The organism is Vibrio sp. 2CM40D (assembly GCF_023161825.1).
Lineage (GTDB): Bacteria > Pseudomonadota > Gammaproteobacteria > Enterobacterales > Vibrionaceae > Vibrio > Vibrio alginolyticus.
In genome coordinates, this window is record NZ_JALNTL010000005.1 from 24,538 (window position 1) to 48,311 (window position 23,774).

The window sequence follows — 23,774 nt, forward strand, 5'->3', positions numbered from 1 at the left end:
GATTACGTGTGCGCCATTCGTGATTGTAGCCAACTGCGAGAGAATTTGAGGTCTTTCTCTATCAGGCTTGCGCTGCACTCGAGTAGCTCACTGATTTCTTGGTTTTTCATGCCCATTAAATACTTGAGTTTGAGTGCGCTCGATTGGCGTGGATAGCGGCTACTGAAACTATCCAGAGCTTTATCCATGATAATCAATTGCTCGAAACGATCTTCTTCATCTCTCATCAATGTAATGTGTTGACGCTTTTGTGCTTGGTGCGAGCGTGCGTTATCGATCAAGATTTGACGCATCACTTTGGCGGCCATCAAAAAGAAATCGCGCTTTGTTTCAATTTCACTCATGTCGCAGTTGGACATTTTCAGGTAAGCATCATGAATTAATGCCGTGGTGCTGTTGACGCTGTCTGCCAGTACTTTGTTGTTGGTGCCGTACTTTTCTGCATTTCGTTCACGCTCATGTTGGGCGATCTTACGCAACTGTAAATAAGCAAACTGATAGAGCTCGCTCTCAGCTTGTTTATCACCAGATTGCCATTGTTGAATGATTTGTGTCAGTGCTACTGCTGTTGCCATGGTTATACATCCTCGCTCACTTTGACAAATTCAGAAATGGTGTAGGTTTCAATGCGATCGGAACCGTCTTGGTTGCGCAGAACATTTTGTTGATAGCGATATAAAATGCCTTGCTCCCAAGTTGCGCCAGCTGGCAAGTATTCCCAGGTGGTGTAATTGATTTCGGATGGGGTTGTTGACCAACGTACCATGACGTTCATTTGTGCGAGTTCGGCTTTGGGGGCGCTATTGTTGACCCACCACATGTCGGCAAATTCGCGGGTAACATCTTGGGTGTACAGGCTTGTATCGGTTGGGCAGGTGTCCGTATTTTTCGGCAGTCGCATGACTTGTTGATGGCGCATCAATAGGCATGATTGTGTCATGGACTGTTGGTGGTATTCGGTTTGCTGCCACACACCGAGGTAGTCAATGTCGTGTTCGCTAGTATTGGGATACGTAAACCAGAGCATTTCTGTACGGTTATTGTGTTGGATGTTTTTTTTACGCCCGAGACCTTGTACTTTTTCCATCAATAACTCGGTGCTCGGATCAAAATTGAGGGCAACGGAGCGGTACTTCCAGTCGCCTTCATCATCGAAGTCTTCGAGAGAGAAGCCATTCAAGTCGTTGCGGGTGCACCCTGTGATTGAACAACCAACGATATTAAACCAATCCGCAAACTTGCTTATCGGTTCGACGACATCTTCCGTGATGGGGCGTTTCATCGAGAGGAAGCAGCCTTGAAAATGATCGCCAATGCTTGGGTGTTCAATCAATGAGTCTTTGGTGATGGTGAATCGAGTTTCACCAATAGGAGGACGATATTTGGGATGATGCTGATAGCGTAGATCGTAAGCACAAGCGCGGCCTTGCCAATCCTTCTTTTTGATGACGATGTTTTTGAACGTCATGTCGCGAGGTTCAAAAATGATCTCATCAGAGGAAAAGTTTTTTTCAATGTACTGCTGGCTTTCGTTTAGGTGCTCAATCGCCTCATTGACAGATACCCAATCGAGATTGAGGTAGCGTTTAGCGTCATCCAGGTAATTGAGATCAAGGCCTTTGAGCTGGCTTTGAAAGTGAGGATCAGAAAGCACACGGTTTGCTAGGACAATTTCCTCACGATTCTCAGGCGTGCTGTCGAGAGAAAGCAGCAGACGCGTCATATTGATGCTGCGGCTAGGTTTGGTTGTCGCCATCGTCGGCGTCAGCACTTCTTGGCTTGATAAGGTCGTCAGCAGATAACCTTTATCATCGTTACCAAGGAAGAAGCTAATTACATCACCGGGTTGGTAATGAAATGCACCTTGCTGAGTGACGCCAGTGATATTGGAACTGGTTTTGTAATACAGGCCAGTCACTGGGGCGTCGATAAAGTAGCCTTGCTTCAAGGTTGAAGCTGGTGGGTGTGAAGTGGCAACTGAAACGTCTGCTGCCAACGTGGACGTAGCCGTCAATGCAGACAGCCAAAATACCACTGAACGTGTATACATCTTGTTTTAAGCCTTATTGGTTGGTGCTGTCCTTAGACGCACAATTTGGCTGACAACTCATTGGTGTAGTTAGGTGCTTCTCTGGCACCGGTGTCATCATCGCCAACAACATTTTTTGTTTTATATGTTTGGGGATATCTGGGTTAGAGAGTATCCGCCTTCGTGTTAACTCCATCATGGAGTTCACTGAGAGATGTTCGACATTTTGCCCCTTCGCGTGGAAGATGAGGCGAGTCATTTCGTACATCATATCTTCTGCAATCTTCTTCTCTTGTTGCAGCTGGATATTCTTTTGCATCATGGCGCTGCCAAATAACACACCAGAGAGCACAATGATGCCTGACAATACCGAAGCAAGGGGACGTCGCTGTACCAAGCGAAAGGCGCTATACAATGGCCAGTTTTTTTTCTGCTCGATTGGGCGGCGTTCGATAATTCGTTCGATATCAATGCGCAATGCTCTAGCATCGGTATATCGCATTTGAGTGGCAGGACGCGTTGCGCGTCTTATCACCCAGTAAACATCAGACCAAATTGTTGGTGATGGAAACATCAAAGCGAGAATTTTGCCTAAAAGCAATCAGCGCTGAGGGTGAGTCTTCTCGGTTGGAGTGCGCTTTTTGAGTCAAGTTGAAGTCAAGCAGCTTGGGACGCTTGCTACGATCAATCAGTATATTTTCTGGTTTTAGATCGGCATGCAAAACCTGGTGTTGGTGGGCGTGCTCCATCGCCTGACAGATCTGCTTAAACAGCAGCAGCTTCTCCGTTTTTTCTAGCTTATTTTCAGATAGGTACTCATCTAAAGTTTGACCAAACACCCGCTCCATCACGATGTAAACCGAATCTTGATGGAGACCGCCGTCAAACACTTTCGCGATGTAAGGATGGTTTAGACGCGCGAGAAGTTGAGCTTCATCGAAGAGTGCGCGTTGCCCTAACACATTACTCAAATTGCTTTGAATAAACTTGATAGCCAGATCTTGCTCGAACGTTTCATCTGCACGTAGAGCTGCGTATACGACACCCATGCCACCACGCCCCAACTCATGAGTTAGGCGGTACTTACTGATGATTTCTCCGCTTAGATCGACGTCTTGGTTCGTTGCCTGATGAGCACCAAAATAAAGTAACTGCTTTAGTTGTTCTTCCGGTGTCTCGTTGGCTAAAAGAGGAACGAGTTGTCGATACAGCTCAGGTTGACTTCGTTGCAATGCTTGGAGGTATTGCTGCTTTTGGGAGTCGTCCAGATCAAGCAGGTGGTAGTAAATCTGGGTTTCGCTAGAGCCTAACTGCACTGTGACTAATGTCTTATTCTTTTAGGTACGGCATTTTATAAGAACTTTGATATAAATGTCATTTATTTATTTGGTTTTGATTCACAATCCATGAAACGCAATTTGATGGCTAATGGAGTAATAACGTCATGATTTTGCGAATTATTTTCACTGAGCTTGTCGGCAGAGAGTCTATTCGTCATAATGTTACTTGTAACATTACTGATAAATCACATATTTATGGCTCAACAGAATAAGAAAACGCGTACGACATTGCAGGATGTCGCAGACCAGGTTGGCGTCACGAAGATGACCGTTTCACGCTATATGCGCAACCCTGAGTCGGTGGCAGAAAAGACTCGGGCTAAGATTGCGACTGCGATTGAAGAGATGGGTTACATCGAAAACCGTGCACCGGCGATGTTGTCAAAGTCCTCCAGTAAAGCCATTGGTATTTTACTGCCGTCTTTGTCCAACCAAATTTTTGCTTCCTTTGTTCAGGGCATAGAGATGGTGACCAAAGCCAATGGCTATGAGACGCTTTTAGCGCATTTTAGCTACGATGAGCTTGAAGAAGAGCGCAAGATCGCGTCATTACTCTCTTATCAAGTCGATGGACTTATTCTAACTGAAAGCCATCACACGCCGCGTACATTACAGATGATCAAAAATGCGGGCATTCCGGTGGTCGAAACCATGGAACTGCCATCGGAGCCGATTGATATGGCGGTTGGACTCGATCATGAAGATGCGTCGTACACCGTGGTTAAGCAGATGCTAGATACGGGGAAGCGTACAATCGTCTATTTTGGCGCGCGTCTGGATACGCGAACCAAATTGCGGATGCAAGGTTACGATCGCGCGATGACAGAAGCAGGGCTAGAACCCAAACATGTATTAACTGGTGATCATTCTAGTTTTTCTTTAGCGCATGATTTGCTCGAACGCGCACTGGAAATGCACCCAACGCTCGATGGGGTGTTCTGTACCAACGATGACATCGCAATTGGCACCATGCTGAGTGCGCAGCAACGTGGCATTCAAGTTCCACAGCAATTGGCAGTGGCGGGCTATAACGCGCTGGATATCGGTCAAACCATCAGCCCGAAACTGACCAGCGTTGATACGCCGCGTTTCCAAATTGGTGTAAAGAGCGCAGAGCTATTAATTGCGCGCCTGAAAGGCGAAACACAAGAAGAAAAAGTCTTCGATATGGGTTATCAGATCACGTCGGGAGAGAGTGTTTAACTAATTGTTAACTGCTCTCTGTATTCGCTCATCAATGGTATTGGTAGGTTAGGGTATGGCACATCAGCTGGATGCATTGGATCTCAACTTAATGCGTTTATTAAAAGCTGTGGTGGAAAACCGCAGCATCAAGCTGGCCGCAATGCAGCTTGGCATTTCTCAACCGAGCGCCAGCCGCGGCGTGATGAAGTTGAAGCAAGTGTTTGATGACCCGCTTTTTGTGCGTAAAGCACATGGGGTAGAGCCATCACCCATGGCGATTCGTCTCGCCGCCGAGTTCGACAATATGGTTGCACCACTGGAAAAAGTGGTGCAAGAATTTGAAGTGTTCGACCCACTGCAATACCAAGGGCAGATTGCGATTGTAACTGACCCTTATTTGATGGATGAGCAAGGGCAGCGACTGCTCACTGGTTGTCATCGAGCCTTTCCCAAAGCGCACTTTGCCTTTTCCAGCTGGAATACTTACTCGCACGATGAAATGTTAGAAGGTGAGCACGATTACTGCATTCTTGACCAAGAGACCGAGCTGTCGAAAGACATTTACATGCGCCCGTTATTCGTTGAAAAACGAGTGATTTTGGCGCGCAAAAACCACCCAACGTTGTCGAAAGTCAGCAATGATTGGGACACGGTGTCCAAACTACCACTCGTCTCTTTGCCTGCGCCTGCGTCATATAAACCGCTTTGTACCGTGGAGTCCGAGTATCGACGCATGGGTTATGAGCCAGTAGTGTTACTGAAGTCCTATAATTTGCGTTTGGCTTGCCAAATGTTGCAAGAAACCGACGCGATTATGTATGCCAGTCAAAGCTCGGCATTGTTGATGCCAGAACTCGCCTCTTACGCAATGCCACCCGTTAATCGTGAGTTTAGCCAGTTTGTTGTCTCTGGCGGTTTCCTTCAAACCAACCGCAACCATCCTTTGCACAGACACCTGCATAAAGTGGTGCGACAAACCCTCAATACGCCGCTGATTTTTACGCAATGACGTCACCTTATGGCATCGGCTGAATGAGAGAGTAGATGCTTTAACCTTATCAATATTGTGTGATTACATAGACAACTTACTTCTTAAGATATTCAAAAATGAATATCTCAATTACCTGTCTCTTTTTCCTACCCAGCGCTAACCTTATCTCAAATAGTCAGGAGAAGTGGCTCATTTTTATCTTTTTAACTTTTTGAATGTCGATACAGGTACGCGGCATTCACCATTCTCCGTTATGCATTTTTTTAATTTCTGATGGAGGATTAATCATGCTAGTTGCACGTCTATTTTTATTGCTCGCCATCGTTGCCGAAGTGGCTGGCACCAGCACTATGTCTCTTATCGGACAAGGGCACGGGTGGTGGGGCTACATCGTAATGTATGTGCTGATCGCAATCTCTTACTACTTTCTCGCGTTTGCCGCGAAGAAAATATCGATAGGTGTGGCATACGCTGTTTGGGAAGGGTTAGGTATCTCGTTGATCACCGTGGTGTCGATCATCGCCTTTGATGCACACTTAAACCATCAAGAGTTGTTTGGTTTGATGTTAGCCGTTGTTGGCATTGTGTGTGTGACCTTAGGGGAATCACATGGTCAACCTAACGCCAAGAAAAATGCCGATAAACCGGCAAAAGAACGTTCATTTTCTACTAGTACGAGGTGCGAATCATGAGTCAATTTTTTACGATGTCATTTGGATTTGTCGTGATGGCTGCCTTGGTCGATATCATGGCCAATATGGCGCTGACACGCTCAAAAGGTTTTAAATATAAAGGCTGGGGCATTGCGGCGATTGTGTTGGTACTGACAGCATTCACGCTGTTGGCACAAGCGGTGAAAGAGATCGACTTAGCCATTGCTTATGCCTCTTGGGGTGCGATCGGTATCTTGGGTACCGCAGTGGGTGGAGCCTTGCTGTTTAAGCAGAAACTCAAACCAATCGGCTGGTTTGGTATCTTTGTGGTGATTGCTGCCGTCGTAGTGATGAAGACCGCTTGATGTAATTTACTGAATGCTAGATATCGTCATTCTGAGCAGCAAGAGACGAGCGTGATTCAGAATCTACCAACAAAAAGTGCTGTGGAAGAGGGGTTTTCTCTGGCTTCACAGCACCTTGATATTAGATTCCTGATCTCGCCTAGGCTCGTCGGAATGACGGACTCATTCATTTTTAAAAAGAACAGAGGCCAATCCTAAAGTTCGTCATTTTGAACAGCAAGAGACGAGCGTGATTCAGAATCTACCAACAAAAAGTGCTGTGGAAGAGGGGTTTTCTCTGGCTTCACAGCATTTTGCTATTAGATTCCTGATCTCGCCTAGGCTCGTCGGAATGACGGATTCATTCGTTTTTTAGAAAGAACTGAGGCTAATCCCAAAGCTCGTCATTCTGAACAGCGAGGGACGAGCGTGATTCAGAATCTACCAACAAAAAGTGCAGTGGTAGAGGAGTTTTCTCTAGCTTCACAACACGTTGATAGTAGATTCCTGATCTCGCCTAGGCTCGTCGGAATGACGGATTCATTCGTTTAAAAAGAACCGAGGCCAATCCTAAAGCTTGCCATTCTGAACTGCGAGGGACGGTCGTGATTCAGAATCTACCAACAAAAAGTGCTGTGGCAGAGGAGTTTTCTCTGACGTCATAGCATGTCGATATTAGATTCCTGATCCTGCTGAGGCTCGTCGGAATGACGGATTCATTCGTTTTTTAGAAAGAACCGAGGCCAATCCTAAAGCTCGTCATTCTGAACTGCGAGGAACGAGTGTGATTCAGAATCTACCAACAAAAAGTGCAGTGGCAGAGGAGTTTTCTCTGACTTCACTGCACGCTGATATTAAATTCCTGATTTTGCTTAGGCTCGTCGGAATGACGGATTCATTCGTTTCTAGAAAGAACCGAGGTCAACTCCAAAGCTTGCCATTCTGAATAGCGAGGAACGAGTGTGATTCAGAATCTACCAACAAAAAGTGCAGTGGCAGAGGGGATTTTCTCTGGCTTCACAGCTCGTTGATATTAGATTCCTGATCTTGCTTAGTCTCGTCGGAATGACGAGGTTTTTCTTCTCGCCTTAAACAATAAAGCTTGCGCCTTCTTCTGCACTCGATACGTTTTGGCGGATCACGCTAAACAAGCCTCGTCCCCAAGTTTGTTGGGTCGATTCGGTATCGAAATGAATCAACTCGCGACCAGTGGTGTCGCTTAAGTTGTTCAGTTCGCCCGTTTGACAATCAAGGCGAATCAAATCACCGTTGCGCACTAAACCAATCGCGCCACCACGAATGGCTTCTGGAGAAACGTGAATCGCAGACGGAATTTTACCGGATGCACCAGATAAACGACCGTCCGTCACTAGCGCGACTTTAAAGCTCGCTTTTTGCACGTTCCCTAAAATTGGCATCAGCTTGTGTAGTTCAGGCATGCCGTTTGCCGCTGGGCCGTTGTGTGTGACCACAACGATGCAGTCTTTGTTCAGCTCGCCACGTTTGTACGCGGCCTCCACTTCGTGTTGGCATTGGAATACGATCGCTGGTGCAACAATCACGCGTTGCTCTTCTTTCACCGCAGACACTTTCACCACGGCTTTGCCTAAGTTGCCAGTCAATACGCGAGTGCCGCCAGTATTTTGGAATGTGGCGTCTGGTTTGGCGATCACGTCACCGTCTTGGCTGCCTTGGCACGATGTCCAGGTCAGTTGGCCATCGACAAGGCTCGGTAGCGTCATTTGGTCTTCAAATTCACCAAACACGGGTTTCACATCGCGATGCAAAAGCTCGGATTGGTTCAAGCGGTGCAATAACGCTGGCACGCCCCCCGCGTCTTGGAACGCGTTCATATCGGCTGGGCCGTTCGGGTAAACGCGCGCTAATAAAGGAACCACATCCGACAGATCGCTGATGTCTTGCCAGGTGAGCAAGATGCCAGCAGCACGCGCCACGGCGATCATATGAATGGTGTGATTGGTGCTGCCGCCAGATGCAAGTAGAGCGATGATGCCGTTGACCAAGCTCTTTTCTGTGACCACCTCGGCCAGCGGACGGAAGTGTGCAGAACCCGCCGTCATTGAGGCGATTTTCAGAGCCGCGTGATTGGTTAACGCTTTACGCAGTTGGGTATGGGGATGAATGAATGCCGAACCTGGCAGCATCAAGCCCATGGCTTCGAACACCAACTGGTTGGTATTGGCGGTGCCGTAAAATGTACACGTACCCGCAGAGTGGTAAGCGCGACACTCCATATCCAGCAGAGCGTCTTTGCCGACTTCTCCCGCTGCGTATTTTTGGCGCACGTCGACTTTCTCTTCGTTGCTGATGCCTGTTGCCATCAGACCCGCTGGCACAAACGCCGTTGGTAGGTGTGCGTAAGACAGCGCGCCCATCAGTTGCCCCGGTGCGATTTTGTCACAGATGCCAAGCAGTAATGTGGCATCAAAGACATTGTGACTCAAAGACAACGCCGTTGATTGCGCAATTAAGTCACGCGAAAACAGCGACATATCCATGCCTGCTTGACCTTGAGTCACCCCATCGCACATCGCTGGCACACAACCTGCGACTTGCGCCGTATGGCCGTAGTCCGCCAGCACTTTTTTGATTTGTGCTGGGTAGTCTTGGTACGGCTGGTGGGCGCTCAACATGTCGTTGTAGGCGCTGATCAGCGCGACATTGGCATGAGTAAAATCGAGAATATTTTTCTTTTCAGAAGAGCAAGAAGCGGCGACTGCATGGGCTAAGTTACCACAAGATAAACCAACACGGCCTTTGCCAGCTTCGGCTTGCACTTCGGTGCGAGCAAGAAAGGCAGCGCGCGCTTCACGGCTGCGCTCGGTCAAGCGTTGTGTGACCTCAAGAACAACAGAGTGAGTCATTACGCCACCTCGATCGCTTGCATTTTGATTAGCTCAGCGGCAGAGCGTTCCACCACGTCGCTGATGTCTCCGTCGATACTGACGATCAGAGTTTGAGGCTCGTTGTCTGGGCGCTCTAGTGTCTCGAATTGGCTCTTCACCATGTTTTCTTTCATGAAGTGGCCTTTGCGCATACGCATGCGATTAAGGATCAACTCCCTATCGCCATCAAGGAACAGGAAGGTCACGTTGTTGTTGCCTTCGCGGATCTGATCGCGGTAAATCTTTTTCAGTGCTGAACAGACAATAATGCCGTGTTCGTTTTTGCTTTCTAGGCTGTACGCCGCATCACGAATGCGTTCTAGCCATGGCTTGCGATCATCATCGTTCAGAGGCTGGCCCGAAGCCATTTTCTGAATGTTCGCTCGTGGATGAAGATCATCACCATCAATGAATTTACGCCCTAGCTTTTTCGCTAGATGCTCACCAATTGTGCTTTTACCACTAGCACAAACGCCCATAACGATGACACTACTACCAGCCATAACTTATCCTCATAACCAAATTTGCGCGTGATCTCAATTTTTGAATTCACTTTAAAATATGGGTTTATCTTATTCATGTTATCGGTAACATGTTACCGGTAACTGAAATAAATGTGAACCATAACACAAACAATAATTCTTAAAGGTGAACCTATGGAGCAATTAACCCAAGCCCCAGATCCTACGTTCCTACTGACGATTGCAGGCCTTGCCATTGCAGCGTTACTCGTTCTGATCATTAAACTGAAAGTCCATGCTTTTGCTTCCCTTACTATGGTGAGTTTAGGTACGGCAATCGCCACTGGCGTTCCTTCAGAGAAAGTCGTATCGACCATGATGGGCGGCTTCGGCGGCACACTGGCTTCCGTAGCATTGCTGGTTGGTCTTGGTGCGATGATCGGTAAAATTCTTGAAGTGACTGGCGGTGCGAAAGTGCTGGCAGACACTTTGATTGGTCGCTTTGGTAAAGAGCGCGCACCATTTGCTTTGGGCGTCGCTTCATTACTGTTTGGCTTCCCAATCTTCTTCGATGCTGGCCTTGTAGTGATGATGCCAATCATCCTAAGTGTGGCGGCTCGTTTTGGTGGCTCACCAATTAAATACGCGTTGCCAGCAGCCGGTGCTTTTGCGGTTATGCACGCGTTTGTTCCACCACATCCAGGTCCGGTTGCAGCGGCAGAATTCCTTGGCGCAAACATCGGTCTGCTATTGGTGGTGGGTATTTTGGTTGCCATTCCAACTTGGTACCTTGGCGCTTACCTATTTGGTTTGTACGCGGGCAAAAAATTCGATATCCCACTATCTAAAGCCTTCTTTAATGGCGAAGCGATGGTGGATGAGCGCAACGCACCAAAATTTGGCACGGTTATGACCATCCTTGTGCTGCCAGTCCTGCTAATCTGTTTGGATACGGTACTGAACACACTGGCGGTTGCGGGTGTGATTGATGGCAAAACGGCACTGGTTGAGTTCCTACGTATGCTAGGTAAAACTCCAGTCGCGTTGCTGATTACTTTGATTGTCTGTCTGGCTGTGTTTGCCAAAGACTACGGCATGGCAAAACTAGAAAAATTGTGTGGTGAGTCATTGGCTCCAATTTGTGGCGTTATCCTAGTAACGGGTGCAGGTGGCATGTTTGGCGGCGTACTGCGTTCAAGTGGTATCGGTGATGCACTGGCTGACGTTCTTACAGACACAGGTATGCCTGTGATTGTGGCGGCGTTTGTGATTTCAACCTGTCTGCGTGTTGCTCAAGGCTCGGCAACCGTAGCGCTAACCACTACGGCAGCTCTTATCGCGCCAGTTGTGGCAGCATCAACAGGTTTGAGTGAACTAGACCTTTGCTTTATCGTAATCGCGATTGCGGGTGGTGCAACGGTACTGTCTCACTTCAATGACTCTGGTTTCTGGTTGGTATCTCGTTTGCTTGAGATGGATGAGAAAACCACATTAAAAACTTGGACGGTAATGGAAACGTTACTTGGCGGTATCGCGTTTATTATCGTCGCAACATTAAGCTTTATTCTTTAGAGGTTCCCCATGACAACACTTGAACAACGATTAAGAGATATCAAAATCGTCCCAGTTATCGCAATCAACGACGTAGCACACGCTCTGCCACTGGCAAAAGTGTTGGTAGAAAACGGTTTACCATGTGCGGAAGTGACATTCCGCACCGAAGCGGCGGCGGAGTCGATTCGCATCATGCGTGAAGCGTACCCAGAATTGTTGATTGGCGCGGGCACCGTTCTGACCACAGAACAAGTGGATATCGCGATCGAAGCGGGCGTGGACTTTATCGTTAGCCCAGGCTTCAACCCAACCACAGTGAAATACTGTCAGCAACGTGGTGTGACTATCGTACCGGGTGTAAACAACCCAAGCTTGGTTGAGCAAGCGATGGAAATGGGTCTGCGTACGTTGAAGTTCTTCCCTGCTGAGCCATCAGGCGGCGTAAACATGCTGAAAGCACTGACGGCGGTTTACCCTGTGGAATTCATGCCGACAGGTGGCGTAAGCCCATCCAACGTGGAAGATTACCTAGCGCTGAAATCGGTTGTGGCTTGTGGCGGTACTTGGATGGTGCCAACCGCAATGATGGACAACGGCGATTGGGAAGGCATTGCTGAATTGGTGCGCGCAGTTAAGTAAAACGCACAAACGGCTCCGAAATACCCCCGAACGTTAGAAAACGTGATACGAAAAAGGGTCATCAAGTTACTTGATGACCCTTTTGCTTTTTGGAATGAAACGGCTTTAGAAGTGATGCTTCATAAAGCGCTTAATAAAGCGAATGAAATCTGCTTCGGCTAGCTTCGCGCACTTCAATGTTTGGGCGTGAGACAATTCTACATCTCCCAAGCCTTCTGCCATGTTGGTGATCGCACATACTGCCAATACGGGTAAGCCGCAATGCGCCGCAGAAATCACTTCTGGCACGACCGACATACCCACCACATCACCACCGATGATTTGCATCATGCGGATTTCGGCTGCGGTCTCAAAGTTGGGGCCTGTGTAAGAGACAAACACACCTTCATTCAGGTGAATGCCATTGGCTTTTCCGACTTCAAACGCTTCTGCGCGCAGGTCTTTGTCGTACGCATTGGCGAGGCTGAAGAACCTCGGGCCGTACTCTTCATCATTCGGACCGATCATTGGCGATTCAGGCATGGTATTAATGTGATCATGAAATACCACCAGAGAACCGACATCAATGCGTTCAGGGCGAAGTGAGCCTGCTGCGTTGGTGACGAGTAAAAACTCACAGCCCAGCTTTTTAAAGGTGCGCACGGGCGTGGTCATGACCTTCATTGAGCCGTGTTCGTAGTAGTGACCGCGACCTTTCATGCACACTACGTCTACGCCGCCCATGGTACCAAGTACCAACTCACCAGAGTGGCCTTGCACGGTGCTAACCGGAAAGCCTTCGAGCTCTTCGTATGGAATGACCACTTTGTCTTGTAGTTCGTCTGCCAATACGCCTAAGCCAGAGCCTAAAATAAACGCCGCTTTAGGTTGGAAGTTTGGTTTGCGTTCGCGAATGGTTTGTAGCGCGCCGATTACTGGATCGTGATTCATGTTAGTCACCTTCTGGTTGTGTGTTGATTCCATTGTGTGACTTTCTGCGCTGGTTATCTTTGCTTTATTCGCTACTATCATCCTTAAAAAGAGGATGATGAAATTCGCTAGGACTCAATGCATGAAGTCAGAACCATTTGAGCGCGTGACGCTGAAGATGCTGCGTTACTTTTACGAGGTCGCACAAACCAAGCATTTCACTAAGGCCGCCGAGAACCTTAATATCACCAATTCGCCGTTGAGCAATCGCATCAAAGAGTTGGAAGAAGTGCTTAACGTCAAACTGTTTGAGCGTGATTCAAGAAACGTCATGCTGACGGAGGCCGGGCGATTGTTGGAGTCCAAATGCCAACTGATTTTTCAGACCTTGGATGTCTCGCTCAATCAAGTGCAGCAAGTGGGCTTGAACCAGAGAAACATTTTGCGAGTTGGTGTGGTAAGTAGCGTATTTTGGGGCGGATTTGATCGTCTGTTACAGCACTTCCATGCTGAGCATGACTCTTATCACGCCGACATTTTTGACCTCAACCCAGAGACGCAAAAGAAACATCTGAGCGAGAAGAAAATCGATGTAGGCATTGTGCGTTTTGCCGATGCACTCAACATTTATCCGTATCAGTCGGTATCTTTGGGCAAAGATGTGTTTGTGGTGGCGGTGTCGGAGCAACATGAGTTAGCCAGCAAATCTTTGCTGCGGCTCCAAGATTTAAAGGCGTGTGAGTTTGCGTTTATGAGTTTGGCGAATTCTGCCTCGGCAAACTTCATCATCAATGCCTGTCTGCAAGAAGGCTTTTCACCCCATATTGGCAAACAAGTGGTGGAGCCAAGCACCTTGATGGCATATGTAGCAAACAGCAATACCGTGACGTTGGTTCCGTCGACGTTTTCTCAGCATCATTGGCATGGGATTCGTTTTATCAAGCTGAAAGAGTCACTGTGTGCAGACTTGTGTCTGATTCATGATGGTAAGCAGGAGAGTGCTATTAAAGCCGAGTTTATTCGCACATTATTAGAGAATGCGAGTTAAGCATGGGATAACAAAAAAAGGTCATCCTAAGATGACCTTTTCAAATGATTCGCTGAAATCAGCAATGCGATTAGCGCGTAATTAACGCATCGTTACAAACTCTTCAGAGCCCGTTGGGTGGATAGCCACAACAGAGTCGAAGTCTGCTTTGGTTGCGCCCATCTTCATTGCTACGCCGAAGCCTTGGATCATTTCATCTACCGTGAAACCGATGCCGTGCAGACCAACAACCGTTTCTTCTTCGCCCGCACATACAAGCTTCATCTTACATGGTTGACGGTGCTTAGTAACGGCGGTGTACATCGCCGTAAAGCCAGACGTGTAGACTTTGATATTGTCTTTGCCGTACTTCTCTTCCGCTTCTTGCGTCGTTAGACCGATAGTGCCGATTGGTGGGTGGCTAAATACCACAGTTGGTACCAAATCGTAGTCCATCTTCGCGTTTGGTTTGTTGTTGAAAAGACGCTCAGAAAGTTGACGACCCGCTTTCACTGCTACTGGTGTTAGTTCGATACCGCCTTCCATGATGTCACCCACACAGTAGATGCCTTTCACGTTAGTTTCTTGGTATTCGTCTACCTTGATGTAGCCTTTTTCGTTCGTTGCCACACCGGTTGACGCTAGGTTGATTGCGTCTGTCGCTGGGTGACGACCGATTGCCCAAATCAGTTGGTCAACGTTTTGGCTTTCACCGTTTTCTAGGTGCAGAGTTAGGCTGCCATCGGCTTCTTTTACCACTTCTTTTGGTACAGAGTGGGTGTGCAGTTTTGGACCTTCTGCGTCCATTACTTCAACCAACGTATCGATGATCATTGGATCGAAGCTACGTAGTGGTGACTCTTTACGTACGAACAGGTGCGTTTCTGTACCTAGCGCGTGCAGTACGCCAGCAATTTCAACTGCGATGTAGCCTGCGCCAACAACCGCAACGCGTTTTGGTTGCTCTGCTAGGTCGAAGAAGCCGTTTGAATCGATGCCGTATTCAGCGCCTGGAATGTTTGGAATAGTAGGACGACCACCAACCGCGATCAGGATGTGATCCGCAGTATAATGTTCACCGTTTACTTCTACGGTTTTCTCGTCAACAAACTTAGCAAAGCCTTTAATCACGTTTACTTTGTTGTTGCCAAGAACGCGATCGTAAGATTGGTGAATACGACCAATGTACGCCTGACGGCTCTCAACCAGTTTGCTCCAGTCGAAACCTTTCACGTCGACATCAAAACCGTAATCTTCTGCGTACAGGTTCATTGCTTCTGCGATTTGTGCGCCGTGCCACATCACTTTTTTCGGTACACAACCTACGTTTACACAGGTACCGCCAAGGTCTTGAGCTTCGATTAGCGCAACTTTCGCGCCGTACATCGCCGCACGGTTTGCAGATGCGATGCCGCCACTGCCGCCACCGATACAGATATAGTCAAAATGAGTCGCCATTACTTTCTCCAAGAGCTTATAAATTTTATCTGGTACATAGATAGATTGGGATGACCTTGTCCGAACTCAATGCCACCGTTATCCCACTATCATAAATCGAATTCGACTAATTCCTAAATGGGAAAAAGCGACAATACTTATGACAAATAGCGATGAGAGGCACAAAAAGAAGAATAAGCACGATTGGAGGAAGAAGGTGAGAGCATAAAAAAGCGCAACGAGAATGTCGTTGCGCTTGAAGATATCAGTACTGAAGTGCTTACTCTGGCACAATCCAGTCCACTTTCCAGTGGCCAGTTGCTGGTGCGATCGCGTCTTGCAGGAATGGCAGAATCTCTTTCATCTGGCTTTCCAGTTTCCATGGCGGGTTAATCACAATCATGCCGGATGCCGTCATGCCGCGCTCGTTGGTATCTGGTGCAACACCTAACTCGATTTGCAGAATTTTACGAATACCGAGTGCTTCCAAACCTTCGATCATATCTTCGATGTCGTGACGGTTTACCACTGGGTACCAAATCGCGTAGATACCGGTGGCCCAACGTTTATGGCTCTGATGAATCGCTCGCACCACATCGCGGTACTCTTTCGCGAGTTCGTATGGTGGGTCAATCAGCACCAAACCACGACGTTCTTGTGGCGGTAAGCTTGCTTTGAGGCGTTGGAATCCGTCCTCTTTGAAGATGCTCACTTGGCGATCACGATGGAATTCTTGCTCTAACAATGGGTGATCGGCTGGGTGCAACTCGGTCAGCACCATGCGATCTTGTGGGCGGATTTGCGCGCGCGCCACACGTGGTGAGCCTGGGTAGTAACGCAGCTTCTCGCCATTGTTGAGCACTTTAATGGCATCGATGTAGCTTTTGATGTCTTCGGGAATGCTTGGGTTATCCCAAATACGTGCGATGCCTTGTTTGTATTCGCCCGTTTTTTCAGACCATTCGTGAGTCAGATCGTAACGGCCCACACCCGAGTGGGTATCGTGATAAACGAATGGCTTATCTTTTTGTTTCAGCGCATCAAGAATGAGGCTTTGAACGATGTGTTTGACCACGTCGGCATGGTTGCCAGCGTGGAAGCTGTGGCGGTAACTTAACAAATTAAACTCTCGAAACACTCTTTGGTTGAGTGTGGTCTGTGATTTTCACTCTATGGCGGTATTATACTCAAGTAACTTAAAGATGTAGAACTTCCAATCAAATCTGTTCCTCTGATAAGGGGACGCTATTGAAATTTCTTTAAGTCACCCACACTTACTATTGGTAATCGAATTGAACTAGGTGAGTTTCTCGCACTCAAAAGGGTGTGAAATTTCATTTAGGTATAACAAGACTCAAGGACAGAGTAGCGCTGGTTGACTATATGATGGTCATCGCGGCATAGAGAAAGGGAACGGAGCTCCCCCAATCCATGTTGCTGGCTCGTCTGTACATTGAGTTGGCCTATCTACACAAAATAGACAGGCAATCACAGAGTCAAAACACAAAAGGAATTATTCATGTCTAATCCTCTTCTGACGTTTACGGACCTACCTCCGTTTTCTCAAATTAAACCAGAACACATCAAGCCTGCCGTTGAGCAAGCGATTGCTGACTGCCGAGCAAAAATCGATGAAGTTCTACAAGACAACGCTCACCCAACTTGGGACAGTGTGATTGCGCCAATTGAAGAAGCGGATGATCGCTTAAGCCGCATCTGGTCGCCAGTGGGTCACATGAACTCGGTAGTGAACAGCGAAGAGCTACGTGAAGCTTACGAAAGTTGCCTACCAATTTTGTCAGAGTACGGCACTTGGGTTGGTCAGCATAAAGGGTTGTACGAAGCGTACAAAACCATCAAAGCGAGCGAAGAATTTGCAACGTTAACTCGTGCCCAGCAGAAAACCATCACTGATGCACTGCGTGATTTCGAGTTATCAGGCATTGGTTTGCCATCCGATGAGCAGCACCGTTACGGCGAGATCAGCAAACGTATGTCTGAGCTGAGCTCTAAATTCTCTAACAATGTGCTGGATGCCACCATGGGTTGGACCAAGCACATCACAGACGAGAAAGACCTAGCAGGTATGCCAGAATCGGCGCTGGCAGCAGCGAAAGCTGCCGCAGAAGCAAAAGAGTTAGATGGTTACCTCATTACGCTAGATATCCCATCTTACCTACCTGTCATGACGTACTGCGATAACCAAGAGTTGCGTAAAGAAGTGTACGAAGCGTACGTGACGCGCGCTTCTGATCGAGGTCCAAACGCAGGCAAATGGGATAACTCAGAAATCATTACTGAGCAGCTAAAACTGCGCCATGAAATTTCACGTATGCTAGGTTTCAATACTTACAGTGAAAAGTCGTTAGCAACAAAGATGGCTGAAACGCCGGATCAAGTGCTGGGCTTCCTGAATGACCTAGCGACACGTGCGAAACCGCAAGGTGAACGTGAAGTCGAAGAGTTACGTCAGTTTGCGAAAAGTGAGTTTGGTGTTGAAGAGCTGAACGTTTGGGATATCGCTTACTACAGCGAGAAACAAAAGCAGCACCTGTTCCAAATTTCGGATGAAGAACTGCGCCCATACTTCCCAGAGTCAAAAGTCGTGAGCGGTCTGTTTGAAGTGCTAAACCGCGTGTTTGGTATGATAGTAAAAGAGCGCGAAGGCGTAGACACTTGGCATGAGTCCGTGCGCTTTTTCGATATCTTTGATGCTGAAGGCACACTCCGTGGCAGTTTCTACCTAGATCTCTACGCTCGTGAACACAAACGTGGCGGCGCGTGGATGGATGATTGTCGTGGTCGTCGCGTTACGCTATCTGGCGAGCTGCAAACGCCGGTTGCGTATCTAACGTGTAACTTCAACCGTCCAGTGGGCGACAAACCAGCACTGTTCACGCACGATGAAGTCGTGACGCTATTCCATGAATTTGGTCATGGAATCCACCACATGTTGACGCAAGTTGATACAGGTGCTGTTTCAGGTATTAATGGCGTGCCTTGGGATGCGGTTGAGCTACCAAGTCAGTTCCTAGAAAACTGGTGTTGGGAAGAGGACGCTCTGGCGTTCATTTCTGGTCACTATGAGACAGGTGAGCCGCTACCGAAAGCGATGCTAGACAAAATGCTCGCAGCGAAAAACTTCCAATCTGCGATGGGTATTTTGCGTCAGCTAGAATTCGGCTTGTTCGATTTCACGCTTCACACTGAATATGACCCAGAAGTGGGTGCGCGTGTACTGGAAACTCTGGCGAAAGTGAAAGAGAAAGTCGCGGTAGTTCCTGCGGTTGAGTGGGCGCGTTTCTCACACAGCTTCGGCCATATTTTTGCTGGTGGCTACAGTGCGGGTTACTACAGCTACCTATGGGCTGAAGTGCTGTCGTCAGACGCGTATTCTCGCTTTGAAGAAGAAGGCATCTTCAACAAAGAGACGGGTCTAAGCTTCCTGAACAACATCCTAGAAATGGGAGGCAGTGAAGAGCCAATGGAGCTGTTTAAGCGCTTCCGTGGCCGCGAGCCACAAATCGATGCACTGTTGCGCCATTCGGGTATTGCGGCGTAAATTGAGCAAAAAACATCAAGGCCAACCGAACGGTTGGCCTTTTTTGTACATTTTTTATAAAAAATTTTACGGATTTACGTTGCGGTTGATCGGGTTCTGCAACGATATCAATGTCTCCGTGGACTGAACCTCATCAATGGCTTGCAGCTTGTCGATCAGTACAAATTGCAGCTCTTCAATCGATTTGCACATCAATTTGACGAATATGTTATACGCGCCCGTGGTGTAGTAAGCTTCAACGACTTCGTCGAGCGCGTTGAGTTTTTCTAACGCGGAGTGGTAATCACGAGCTGCATTGAGGTTAATACCAATAAAGCAGCACACATCGTAGCCAAGCTTTTTAGTATTGATGATCACCTCCGTTCCTTCGATGATGTCCGCCGACTTCATCTTCTCGATACGCACATGGATAGTGGCAGGGCTGACATCGAACTGCTTTGCCATTTCTGCGTAGGGCGTTCTGGCGTCAGCCATCAGTGTTTTTAATATTGCGCGGTCAAGGTCGTCGAGTTTCGGCAGGCTCGCATTCATACTATGATTTCCGTTAGGGATAGAGTTTTACCTCCCTTTTATACTCATAGCGGATAGGATTCACAAGGTTTGGCAGGAGTAACTGCGGGTTAACTCCGAGCTATGGAGATAATGTGCAGCGTTTTCTGGTTATTGCCGCGCTATGTTGGAGCGCGTTTGCTACGGCCTCAGATCCGAAGGTGTTGGTCGTGCACTCCTATCATCAGGGTTTTTTCTGGACGGACTCCATACAGCGAGGCATCGAGCAACAGCTGGGCGATCGAGCGCTGGACATGCGTGTGCTCTATCTAGACTCGAAACGTAACCAGAGTGAGCAGTTTTTTGCGCAACTAAAATCCTTGTATCTTACGAAATTACGCAAAGAGCGATTCGATGCCATTTTAGTGAGCGATAACAATGCACTTGAACTCATGCAGCGTTTAGCCCCAATCATCAAAGACACCCCAGTTATATTTAACGGCATTAATAACTACCATCCTTCTTTACATCGTTCTCTGAATGCAACCGGAGTCATGGAAGATGTCGATTTGGAAGCGAATCTCGCTCTTATTGAGCGCTTACATCCGAACTACACACAAGTTCTCATCGTCAGTGACCACTCGGTGACCGGTGAGGTGTTGCGTTATCAAATCGACAATTTTGTCCTCAAGTTCCCGCAATATCGAGACAAAATCGTACAAGTTGTCCCAGACAGTATCATCGATCTAAAACAACAAGTCGCAAAACTGAGTTCCGATAAAGTCGTCTTGTTCTGGACCTATTACCGAGATAAACAAGGTATGGTTGGCAGCGAGCGTGACTGGGTTGGTGTCAACAAAGTCTCAAACGCGCCGCTGTTTATGGTGCATGACATTGGTTTGGGTCATGGCGCAGTTGGAGGGGTTATTCAAAGTGGTTATCGGCATGGTATTGAGAGTGCAGAGATGCTTGAATTCGTTTTGGATAACCCTGATCAGCCTCTGCCTGAGGTGAAAAAAAGTGATTCTGAAATAAAGCTCGATTACCAAGCGGTAGCGCGTTGGGGATTGGGGGCTGAACAAGAGGTTTCTGCGGTATTTTTTAATAAGCCAATGAAGCTTTCTGAACGTTTTGCCAAGGAAATTCGCCTGTTTGGTAGCCTGTTGGTGGTGATGTCGGTGGTCATTTTGCTGATGGGTTATTATTTACAGCGGATGCGTCGAAGTGAGAGCGCTGTGCGAGAAAGCCAGGCTATTCTAGAATCGATTTTCGATCAGAGCATGCAGTATATGGGCATTTTGGATGCCAACGGTGTGCTTAAATCGGGCAACGATCACCTTCAATCCTTACTTTATCACCAAGGACTGCGTTTAGACCGACCACTTTGGTTTCATCCCAACTGGAGTGAGAAAGCCCAAGCGCTGCTAGAGGAGTATTTCCATGCGCCTCACCATCAAGTGTCGACGTTTGAAGCTGAAATTTGGAGTAAAGAACACGGCGCCTTGGTATTAGAAGTTTCGCTCAAGCCTTTTTCTCAGCAAGTAGGGAATCGTAAGCAATACTTGTTTGAAGCGCGCGATATTACCAGTCGTAAATTGATGGAGGACAAGCTCTACCAACGTGAGTCAACCCTACGCAACTATTATGAGCAGCAGCCCGTGATGATGGTGACGCTTGATAGTAATAACCGAATTCAAGAAGTGAATCGATTTGCTCAACTACTTCTTGGCTACAAACCGATGGACATGCTCGGACATCGCCTGAGGGAGTTCTATTTTGATGACAAAGTGCTGTTCCCTCGCCAAGTGTTATTGCAACCCAACCAGCAAGTGCATGGTGTTTGGCGACGTGAAGTCGAGTATCGTCATGCAAATGGTCATCGTGTTTGGGTGCGCGAGAATATTCGTCCGCTGAGTGAATCTGAGCAACTGCTGATTGTGGGCGAAGATATTACCGAAACCAAACTGCTCTCCGAGAAATTGGAATACCAAGCTCGCTATGACTTACTGACGGGGACTTACAACAGAAACCATTTTGAACTAGAGCTTAAGACCGCACTGTGCGAAGTGGACAGCCATCGTCGAGTCCACGCCATGTTGTACCTCGACTTAGATCAACTAAAAGTCCTCAATGATACGGTTGGGCATGATGCAGGTGATGCGGCGATTCAATTCTGCGCCAGTATGCTGGAAGGCGTTCTGCCGTACAATTCCATCTTGGCTCGAATGGGAGGCGATGAGTTTGCGGTGTTACTCAAAGACTGTGACGAATATGGCGCCATCAATATTGCCAAACTGATCATCTCGACACTAAGCGAACACCTCTTTATTTGGGAAGACACACGCCTGTTCATCAGTTGCTCAATTGGTATCCGTATCATCGATCATACCGCTGATACGCCACAAATGGTGCACGCTCAAGCAGACTCTGCTTGTCACGCCGCTAAAGAGCAAGGCCGTAACCGCTATAATCTATTCAGCTTAGATAACGAAGAGTTGCAGCGTCGTCAGATGGAAATGCAGAGCGTCAATTTGGTGCATGAGGCATTGTCGAATCAACGTTTAGAACTGTTTGCTCAACCGATAAAAAGCTTACAAAAGCACGAGACTCAAATGTATTTTGAGATTTTGGTGCGTATTCGCAATGGGTACGGTGATTATGTTTCTCCTGCGCTGTTTATCCCTGCTTCCGAGCGCTACAACATTGCCCATTGGATTGATAAGCAGGTTATTACTCAAACACTAGAGTGGTTTGAACAGCGTCCTGAGGTGGTTGAACAGCTTGGTCGCTGTTCGATAAACCTTTCAGGTCAATCTATGGGGAATCAAGAGTTTATTGACTTCTTATTGGAGCGATTGGAAAGTTCGACTCTGCCGTGTGAAAAAATCTGCTTAGAAATCACCGAGACAGCGGCGATGAGCAATCTGGATCAAGCCATTGAGTTGTTTACCAAGCTAAAGTCTTTGGGTTGCATGATTGCATTGGATGATTTCGGATCTGGATTGTCTTCATTTGGTTACTTAAAGAAACTTCCTGTCGATATCGTGAAAATTGATGGTCTTTTCGTGCAAGATATCAACGTAAATGAAATGGACCGCGTGATGGTTCGTTCAATCAATGACTTGGCGAAGCAACTAGGCAAAGTGACGGTGGCGGAGTTTGTCGAAAATGACCAGGTCATGCAGCATTTGATAGACCTCGGTGTGGACTACGGCCAAGGCTACGGTATTGGCCATCCTAAGCCGCTTTCTGAGCTAGTGGAGCAACTGACGGCTGTATAACCTCTGCGTAGCAAGCTCAACCTAGCATTAATAGGTAACTTAGGTATACACTCAGCGCCAGTTACCTCGATTTTTATTGGAGCCTCCTTTTGCAACTGCAATTGATCTGTGAAAACCCGTCTCAACAATCTCATCTTGATGAACTCGCTGCGCGTTGGCAGCTTTCACACACTGACGATAGCGATTTTGCTTTGGTGCTAACCACCGAGCGTTTGGAGCTACGTAAAGTGGATGAGCCAAAGCTGGGTGCAATCTTTGTGGATTTGATTGGTGGTGCGGTCGGTCATCGTCGCAAGTTCGGTGGTGGTAAAGGCCAGGCAATTGCGAAAGCTGCGGGGTTGAACAAAGGGGCAACGCCAACCGTGTTAGACGGCACGGCAGGTCTTGGTCGTGATGCGTTTGTGCTCGCCTCGCTAGGTTGTAAAGTGCAGATGGTCGAGCGTCATCCAGTCGTAGCGGCTTTGTTAGATGATGGCTTGGATCGAGCGAAACAAGACCCAGAAATCGGCACCTGGGTATCTGAGCGCATGTCGCTAATCCATGCTTCTAGCCATGATGCGCTGGAACAATTGGCGCAAGATAAAGACTTTGTCCAGCCAGATGTGGTGTATCTTGACCCGATGTATCCGCACCCAGAAAATAAAAAGAAGTCGGCGCTCGTGAAAAAAGAAATGCGCGTTTTCCAATCGTTGGTTGGCGCTGATTTGGACGCCGATGGCCTACTAGGACCAGCCATGGCGTTAGCCACAAAGCGTGTAGTAGTTAAGCGCCCGGACTACGCGAATTGGCTGAACGAGCAAAAGCCAAGCATGGCGATTGAAACCAAAAAGAATCGTTTCGACGTCTACGTCAAAGCCTCGATGGCATAACCTCCTGACTCGCAAAAACTTCTCGTCACAGCATTGAACCAAGTGCTGTGACGCTGCCATTCTTTCCTGAACACTATTGATAGTTTTCACTTGCTAAT

Annotated in this window: 19 protein-coding genes and 1 pseudogene; 11 read left to right on the plus strand and 9 right to left on the minus strand. The window is 47.7% G+C overall.

The genetic code is table 11. From position 1 onward, the window contains the following. Positions 1-2 precede the first annotated feature (2 nt). From MTF70_RS12460 to MTF70_RS12470, 3 genes and pseudogenes are all read right to left on the minus strand, one after another. The gene (locus tag MTF70_RS12460) at positions 3-575 is read right to left on the minus strand and encodes a sigma-70 family RNA polymerase sigma factor (protein ID WP_025768270.1); all 573 of its coding nucleotides are present in this window, start codon (positions 573-575) and stop codon (positions 3-5) included. Positions 576-577: 2 nt separating this feature from the next. Then, positions 578-2,050: a hypothetical protein gene (locus MTF70_RS12465; protein WP_025768271.1), complete on the minus strand. Its 1,473-nt coding sequence runs from the start codon at positions 2,048-2,050 to the stop codon at positions 578-580. Between the two features lie 13 nt (positions 2,051-2,063). Continuing rightward, positions 2,064-3,345 (minus strand): annotated as a pseudogene (locus MTF70_RS12470) (serine/threonine-protein kinase). A 219-nt stretch (positions 3,346-3,564) separates the two neighbouring features. On the opposite strand from MTF70_RS12470, the gene MTF70_RS12475 reads away from it, so the two are divergent. The 5 genes from MTF70_RS12475 (at position 3,565) to MTF70_RS12495 (ending at position 7,488) form a co-directional block, all read left to right on the plus strand. After that, the gene (locus MTF70_RS12475) at positions 3,565-4,572 is read left to right on the plus strand and encodes a substrate-binding domain-containing protein (RefSeq protein ID WP_005379123.1); all 1,008 of its coding nucleotides are present in this window, start codon (positions 3,565-3,567) and stop codon (positions 4,570-4,572) included. Positions 4,573-4,627: 55 nt separating this feature from the next. Beyond that, positions 4,628-5,563 carry a LysR family transcriptional regulator gene (locus MTF70_RS12480; protein ID WP_005379132.1) on the plus strand — a complete coding sequence of 312 codons (936 nt, stop codon included), beginning with the start codon at positions 4,628-4,630 and terminating at the stop codon, positions 5,561-5,563. Positions 5,564-5,832: 269 nt separating this feature from the next. Beyond that, a complete protein-coding gene (locus tag MTF70_RS12485; protein WP_005384225.1) occupies positions 5,833-6,237 on the plus strand; it encodes an SMR family transporter in 405 nt (134 codons plus the stop codon). Beyond that, positions 6,234-6,563, plus strand: coding sequence for an SMR family transporter (locus MTF70_RS12490; RefSeq protein ID WP_005478614.1), 330 nt, complete (start codon positions 6,234-6,236; stop codon positions 6,561-6,563). Before MTF70_RS12485 ends, MTF70_RS12490 begins: the two co-directional genes overlap by 4 nt. 763 nt (positions 6,564-7,326) lie before the next feature. Continuing rightward, positions 7,327-7,488, plus strand: coding sequence for a hypothetical protein (locus MTF70_RS12495; RefSeq protein ID WP_155396189.1), 162 nt, complete (start codon positions 7,327-7,329; stop codon positions 7,486-7,488). Between the two features lie 142 nt (positions 7,489-7,630). On the opposite strand, the gene edd is transcribed toward MTF70_RS12495, so the two are convergent. Together edd and MTF70_RS12505 are read right to left on the minus strand one after the other, a co-directional pair. Then, positions 7,631-9,427 carry a phosphogluconate dehydratase gene (gene edd / locus MTF70_RS12500; protein ID WP_025768272.1) on the minus strand — a complete coding sequence of 599 codons (1,797 nt, stop codon included), beginning with the start codon at positions 9,425-9,427 and terminating at the stop codon, positions 7,631-7,633. Next, on the minus strand, positions 9,427-9,951 hold the full coding sequence (locus MTF70_RS12505) for a gluconokinase (protein WP_005379140.1): 525 nt from the start codon (positions 9,949-9,951) through the stop codon (positions 9,427-9,429). Before MTF70_RS12505 ends, edd begins: the two co-directional genes overlap by 1 nt. A 153-nt stretch (positions 9,952-10,104) precedes the next feature. On the opposite strand from MTF70_RS12505, the gene MTF70_RS12510 reads away from it, so the two are divergent. Together MTF70_RS12510 and MTF70_RS12515 are read left to right on the plus strand one after the other, a co-directional pair. Beyond that, positions 10,105-11,481, plus strand: a complete 1,377-nt coding sequence (locus MTF70_RS12510; RefSeq protein ID WP_012841240.1) for a GntP family permease — start codon at positions 10,105-10,107, stop codon at positions 11,479-11,481. Positions 11,482-11,490: 9 nt separating this feature from the next. Next, entirely contained in the window at positions 11,491-12,102 is a 612-nt protein-coding gene (locus MTF70_RS12515; protein WP_025624148.1) for a bifunctional 4-hydroxy-2-oxoglutarate aldolase/2-dehydro-3-deoxy-phosphogluconate aldolase, read from the plus strand. A gap of 105 nt (positions 12,103-12,207) precedes the next feature. Here MTF70_RS12515 and xapA read toward each other — a convergent pair whose 3' ends face one another. Next, positions 12,208-13,032, minus strand: a complete 825-nt coding sequence (gene xapA, locus MTF70_RS12520; RefSeq protein ID WP_005379149.1) for a xanthosine phosphorylase — start codon at positions 13,030-13,032, stop codon at positions 12,208-12,210. Between the two features lie 121 nt (positions 13,033-13,153). Between xapA and MTF70_RS12525 the strand changes: the two genes are divergently transcribed. After that, complete coding sequence (locus tag MTF70_RS12525; protein WP_042522568.1) at positions 13,154-14,059, plus strand: LysR family transcriptional regulator; 906 nt, start codon at positions 13,154-13,156, stop codon at positions 14,057-14,059. Positions 14,060-14,140: 81 nt separating this feature from the next. On the opposite strand, the gene gorA is transcribed toward MTF70_RS12525, so the two are convergent. Both gorA and MTF70_RS12535 read right to left on the minus strand, forming a co-directional pair. Next, positions 14,141-15,496 (minus strand): glutathione-disulfide reductase, encoded by a 1,356-nt coding sequence (gene gorA / locus MTF70_RS12530; protein WP_005379157.1) that lies wholly within the window; start codon positions 15,494-15,496, stop codon positions 14,141-14,143. Positions 15,497-15,755: 259 nt separating this feature from the next. Next, on the minus strand, positions 15,756-16,595 hold the full coding sequence (locus tag MTF70_RS12535) for a 23S rRNA (adenine(2030)-N(6))-methyltransferase RlmJ (protein ID WP_005379158.1): 840 nt from the start codon (positions 16,593-16,595) through the stop codon (positions 15,756-15,758). A gap of 399 nt (positions 16,596-16,994) precedes the next feature. On the opposite strand from MTF70_RS12535, the gene prlC reads away from it, so the two are divergent. Beyond that, the gene (prlC, locus tag MTF70_RS12540; protein WP_025768283.1) at positions 16,995-19,037 is read left to right on the plus strand and encodes an oligopeptidase A; all 2,043 of its coding nucleotides are present in this window, start codon (positions 16,995-16,997) and stop codon (positions 19,035-19,037) included. 66 nt (positions 19,038-19,103) lie between these two features. Here the strand turns inward: prlC and asnC are convergent, their stop codons facing one another. Continuing rightward, positions 19,104-19,568, minus strand: coding sequence for a transcriptional regulator AsnC (gene asnC, locus MTF70_RS12545; RefSeq protein WP_005389595.1), 465 nt, complete (start codon positions 19,566-19,568; stop codon positions 19,104-19,106). Positions 19,569-19,681: 113 nt separating this feature from the next. Between asnC and MTF70_RS12550 the strand changes: the two genes are divergently transcribed. Together MTF70_RS12550 and MTF70_RS12555 are read left to right on the plus strand one after the other, a co-directional pair. Further along, on the plus strand, positions 19,682-22,807 hold the full coding sequence (locus MTF70_RS12550; protein WP_205461486.1) for an EAL domain-containing protein: 3,126 nt from the start codon (positions 19,682-19,684) through the stop codon (positions 22,805-22,807). A gap of 89 nt (positions 22,808-22,896) precedes the next feature. Continuing rightward, positions 22,897-23,676 carry a class I SAM-dependent methyltransferase gene (locus MTF70_RS12555; RefSeq protein WP_017635032.1) on the plus strand — a complete coding sequence of 260 codons (780 nt, stop codon included), beginning with the start codon at positions 22,897-22,899 and terminating at the stop codon, positions 23,674-23,676. Positions 23,677-23,774 lie beyond the last annotated feature (98 nt).

Bases quoted from the DNA above. Each gene is read 5' to 3' on its own strand.
- MTF70_RS12460 (WP_025768270.1), bottom strand. From the start codon at position 575: ATGGCAACAGCAGTAGCACTGACACAAATCATTCAACAATGGCAATCT.
- MTF70_RS12465 (WP_025768271.1), bottom strand. From the start codon at position 2,050: ATGTATACACGTTCAGTGGTATTTTGGCTGTCTGCATTGACGGCTACG.
- MTF70_RS12475 (WP_005379123.1), top strand. From the start codon at position 3,565: ATGGCTCAACAGAATAAGAAAACGCGTACGACATTGCAGGATGTCGCA.
- MTF70_RS12480 (WP_005379132.1), top strand. From the start codon at position 4,628: ATGGCACATCAGCTGGATGCATTGGATCTCAACTTAATGCGTTTATTA.
- MTF70_RS12485 (WP_005384225.1), top strand. From the start codon at position 5,833: ATGCTAGTTGCACGTCTATTTTTATTGCTCGCCATCGTTGCCGAAGTG.
- MTF70_RS12490 (WP_005478614.1), top strand. From the start codon at position 6,234: ATGAGTCAATTTTTTACGATGTCATTTGGATTTGTCGTGATGGCTGCC.
- edd (WP_025768272.1), bottom strand. From the start codon at position 9,427: ATGACTCACTCTGTTGTTCTTGAGGTCACACAACGCTTGACCGAGCGC.
- MTF70_RS12505 (WP_005379140.1), bottom strand. From the start codon at position 9,951: ATGGCTGGTAGTAGTGTCATCGTTATGGGCGTTTGTGCTAGTGGTAAA.
- MTF70_RS12510 (WP_012841240.1), top strand. From the start codon at position 10,105: ATGGAGCAATTAACCCAAGCCCCAGATCCTACGTTCCTACTGACGATT.
- MTF70_RS12515 (WP_025624148.1), top strand. From the start codon at position 11,491: ATGACAACACTTGAACAACGATTAAGAGATATCAAAATCGTCCCAGTT.
- xapA (WP_005379149.1), bottom strand. From the start codon at position 13,032: ATGAATCACGATCCAGTAATCGGCGCGCTACAAACCATTCGCGAACGC.
- MTF70_RS12525 (WP_042522568.1), top strand. From the start codon at position 13,154: ATGAAGTCAGAACCATTTGAGCGCGTGACGCTGAAGATGCTGCGTTAC.
- gorA (WP_005379157.1), bottom strand. From the start codon at position 15,496: ATGGCGACTCATTTTGACTATATCTGTATCGGTGGCGGCAGTGGCGGC.
- prlC (WP_025768283.1), top strand. From the start codon at position 16,995: ATGTCTAATCCTCTTCTGACGTTTACGGACCTACCTCCGTTTTCTCAA.
- asnC (WP_005389595.1), bottom strand. From the start codon at position 19,568: ATGAATGCGAGCCTGCCGAAACTCGACGACCTTGACCGCGCAATATTA.